This window comes from Cellulomonas sp. P5_C6 (assembly GCF_054049635.1).
In genome coordinates this window covers 1-3,868 of record NZ_JBFULZ010000280.1, presented here as the reverse complement: position 1 = coordinate 3,868, position 3,868 = coordinate 1, and the positions used below count along the sequence as shown (strand labels likewise).

Below are 3,868 nucleotides of genomic sequence, written 5' to 3'. Positions count from 1 at the left end.
CCTCCAGCGTGGCGATGGCCGAGAGGTCGTTCGCAGCGAAGATCGCGGTCGGACGGGGGTCCTGCGTCAGGAGCTGGCGCGCCGGCTCCCTCGCCGTCTCGGTCTTGTATCCGCCGACACGCACGGAGTCGTCGTCCACGGTGACCCCCGCGTCGGCCATCGCCTGCCGGAACCCGGCCTCGCGCAGCCGGGCGGACTCGAGGTCGCCACGGCCGCCGAGGAATCCGATCCGTCGGTGCCCGAGGGACAGCAGGTAGGTGGTGGCGAGCACCGCGCCGGCGAAGTTGTCCGAGTCGACCGTCGGCAGCTCCGACGGCCCGGTGTGCGGGTCGACGGCGACGACGTGGACCCCGTGGTTGGTCACGCCGACGGTCGGGGTGACGATGATCGCGCCGTCGATGAGCGTGCCCGAGAGCCGCGACAGGTAGCGTCGTTCCCATCCGACGTCGCCACCGCGGCCGCCGCCGGAGTAGGCCAGCAGCTCGTAGCCCGTCGAGGCGACTGCGGCGGACGCGCCCTTGAGCAGCTCCGTCGAGAAGGGCTCGAACTCCGCGACGAGGATGCCGAGCACGTTGGTGCGATGGCTGCGCAGGCTCTGCGCCCCGAGKCTCGCGGAGTAGCCGAGCCGCTCGATGACCTCCTGGACGTGGTCGACGGTGCTCTGGGCTACCCCGTACCGCCCGTTCACCACCTTCGACACGGTCGCGACCGAGACGCCCGCGTCGCGGGCGACGTCGGCCATCTTCACGCGAGGCAGGAACTCCACGGAGCGATCATAGACGGAGCCCGATCGTGTCGAAACCGTTATCGATAACGATTGACGAGACCGTGACACTCGTCGCAGAATCTCCATCGCCAGGCTTCGACCTACCCGTCAACGACGACAGAGGAGTTCCCTTCATGGCAAGGAAGATGCGAGGTGCGGCCCTGGTCGCACTGGGTGCGGGCATCGCGCTCGCGGTCGCCGGATGTTCCAGCTCCGACAACGGCAGCGGTGACGACAGCACCGCGGACGCCTCCAACCCGGTCGAGATGACGCTCTGGACCAACGCCACGACCGGACCGGGCGGCCAGTTCTTCAAGGACACGGTCGCGAGCTTCGAGACCGCGAACCCCGGCGTCACGATCAAGATCCAGACGGTCCAGAACGAGGACCTCGACGGCAAGCTGCAGACGGCGCTGAACTCGGGCGACGCGCCGGACATCTTCCTGCAGCGCGGTGGCGGCAAGATGGCCGCGATGGTCGACGCCGGCCAGCTCATGGACATCACGGACTCGATCACGGACGAGACCAAGGCCGGCGTGGGCGAGGGCGCCTTCAAGGCCGAGTCGATCGACGGCAAGACGTACGCCATGCCCGTCGCGACCCTGCCGGGCGGCTTCTTCTACAGCCAGGACCTCTACACGGCTGCCGGCATCACGACCCCGCCCAAGACGCTCGACGACCTGGTCGCCGCGAACAAGGCCCTCAAGGCGTCCGGCGTCTCGCCGATCGCGCTCGGTGGCAAGGACGCCTGGCCTGCCGCGCACTGGTACTACTGGTTCGCGCTGCGCGAGTGCAGCGAGGACGTCCTGAACGAGACCGCGAAGTCGCTGCAGTTCGAGGACGACTGCTGGACCAAGGCCGGCGAGGACCTGGACGCGTTCGCCAAGGGTGGCAACTTCAACGAGGGCTTCCTCTCGACGTCGGCGCAGCAGGGTGYCGGCTCGTCCGCCGGTCTCATCGCCAACCACAAGGCCGGCGCCGAGCTCATGGGCGCCTGGGACCCGGGCGTGATCGGGTCGCTCACGCCCGACGCGAAGCCGCTGCCTGACCTGGGCTTCTACCCCTTCGTCTCCGTCCCCGGCGGCAAGGGTGACCCCAAGGCGATCATGGGTGGCGTCGACGGCTACTCCTGCTCGGCCAAGGCCCCGAAGAAGGCCTGCACCGACTTCCTGAACTACCTCACGTCGAAGGACGTCCAGGAGGCCTACTACAAGGCGTTCAACGCCCCCCCGGTGAACAAGGACGCGCAGGCTGTCGTCACCGAGCCGTACCTGAAGGACGTCATCGCCGCGTTCAACGACGCGCCCTACGCGTCGCAGTGGCTCGACACCCTGTACGGCCAGAACGTCGGCAACGCGCTGAACGGCGCGGTGGTGAACCTCCTCGCCGGCCAGGGCTCGGTCGAGGACATCATCAACGCGGTCAACACCTCGTCGGCCAAGGGATAGCTAGGACGTCATGAGCGATTCACCGGTCAACCCGTTGGCCGTGAAGAACTCGCAGATCGACCGCTCGGCGGTCGGGGTCGGCAGCTCGCCGGCCCCGGCCGCCGCCCGGCCGCGCCGACGTGGTGTGGGCTGGCGTCAGCGCTTCGAGATCGCGATTCTTTCCGGGCCAGCCGTCCTCGTGTTCGTCGGCTTCGTCATCCTGCCGGTGTGCCTCGCCGCGTACTACGGCTTCTTCCGCTGGAAGGGCTACGGCAAGCCGACCGACTTCGTGGGGCTGAACAACTACAAGATCATCCTGACGGACCCCGAGTTCCATGCGGCGCTGTCGCACAACCTGTTCATCGTCGTTGCGTCCCTGCTGATCCAGGGCCCGATCGCCATCGGGCTGGCGCTGCTGCTGAACCGGCCGATGCGCGCCCGCTCGCTCATCCGGGTGCTGATCTTCGTCCCGTACGTGGTCTCCGAGGTCATCGTCGGGACGGGCTGGAGCCTCATGCTCCAGAGCGACGGCGCGCTCAACGGCCTGCTCAACAAGGTCGGGCTCGGCGCGCTGGCGAGTGAGTGGCTGTCGAACCCGGACATCGCGATCTGGACCTTGATGGTCATCATCTCGTGGAAGTACATCGGGTTCGCGGTGATCCTGTTCATGGCCGCGCTGCAGAACATCCCGCAGGAGCTCTTCGAGGCGGCCTCCATCGACGGCGCCAGCTACTGGCAGATCCAGCGCAGCATCACGCTGCCGCTCCTCGGCCCGACCCTGCGCATCTGGGCGTTCCTGTCGATCATCGGGTCGCTCCAGCTCTTCGACCTCGTGTACATCATCTGGGGTCAGTACGTGGCGGGCACCGCAGGCGTCTCGACGATGGCGACCTACATGGTCCAGTACGGCCGGACTGCCGGGAACTTCGGGTACGGCAGTGCCGTCGCCGTGGTCCTTTTCGTCATCTCCCTGATCATCGCGCTCGTCTACCAGCGCTTCGTGCTGCGCCGCGACACGGCCGGCGCCCTCACGGACAAGGCCACACGATGACTGCCTCGACCATCCAGCTGCCGGCACCGAAGCCGCCCGCCCGGCGGCCCGGCGTGAACTCCCGGAGCCGGGGTGGTGCAGGCCCCGCGACGTACTTCATCGCGCTGCTGCTCGTCTCGGTGATGCTCGTGCCGATCCTCTACATCATCATCGGCGGCTTCCGGACGAACGCGCAGATCACCACCGACCCCGCGGGCTTTCCGTCGCCGTGGAAGCTGACGAACTACGTCGACGTCCTGACCAACTCGACGTTCTGGCGCGAGGTGGGCAACTCGACGATCGTCGCCTTGTTCACCGCTGCTGCGGTCGTCGCTCTCGGGCTCATGTGCAGCTACGTCCTGGCGCGGTACCAGTTCAGGGGCCGGGGCGCGCTCTACGCGTTGTTCGCCGCCGGCCTGATGTTCCCGATCACCGTCGCCATCACGCCGCTGTACATCCTGGTCCGCAACTTCGGGCTCATCAACAACCTCGGCGGCGTGATCCTGCCGCAGATCGGCTTCGGGCTCCCGACGACGATCATCATCCTGGTCCCGTTCCTGCGGGCGATCCCGGACGAGATCGAGGAGGCCGCCTCGATCGACGGCGCCAGCAAGCTCGGGTTCTTCTTCCGGATGGTGCTCCCGC

General features: G+C 67.6%; 4 protein-coding genes. 3 read left to right on the top strand and 1 reads right to left on the bottom strand.

All coding sequences use genetic code 11. The features are described from left to right. The coding region (locus ACXJKG_RS20025; protein WP_456847480.1) for a LacI family DNA-binding transcriptional regulator at positions 1-742 on the bottom strand (742 nt) is incomplete at its 3' end. A gap of 158 nt (positions 743-900) precedes the next feature. Between ACXJKG_RS20025 and ACXJKG_RS20020 the strand changes: the two genes are divergently transcribed. The 3 genes from ACXJKG_RS20020 to ACXJKG_RS20010 all read left to right on the top strand — a co-directional run. After that, a complete protein-coding gene (locus tag ACXJKG_RS20020; RefSeq protein ID WP_456847479.1) occupies positions 901-2,214 on the top strand; it encodes an ABC transporter substrate-binding protein in 1,314 nt (437 codons plus the stop codon). A gap of 10 nt (positions 2,215-2,224) precedes the next feature. Further along, positions 2,225-3,244: a carbohydrate ABC transporter permease gene (locus ACXJKG_RS20015; RefSeq protein WP_456847478.1), complete on the top strand. Its 1,020-nt coding sequence runs from the start codon at positions 2,225-2,227 to the stop codon at positions 3,242-3,244. After that, on the top strand, positions 3,241-3,868 hold a 628-nt coding region (locus tag ACXJKG_RS20010), incomplete at its 3' end, for a carbohydrate ABC transporter permease (RefSeq protein ID WP_456847477.1). The genes ACXJKG_RS20015 and ACXJKG_RS20010, both read left to right, overlap by 4 nt.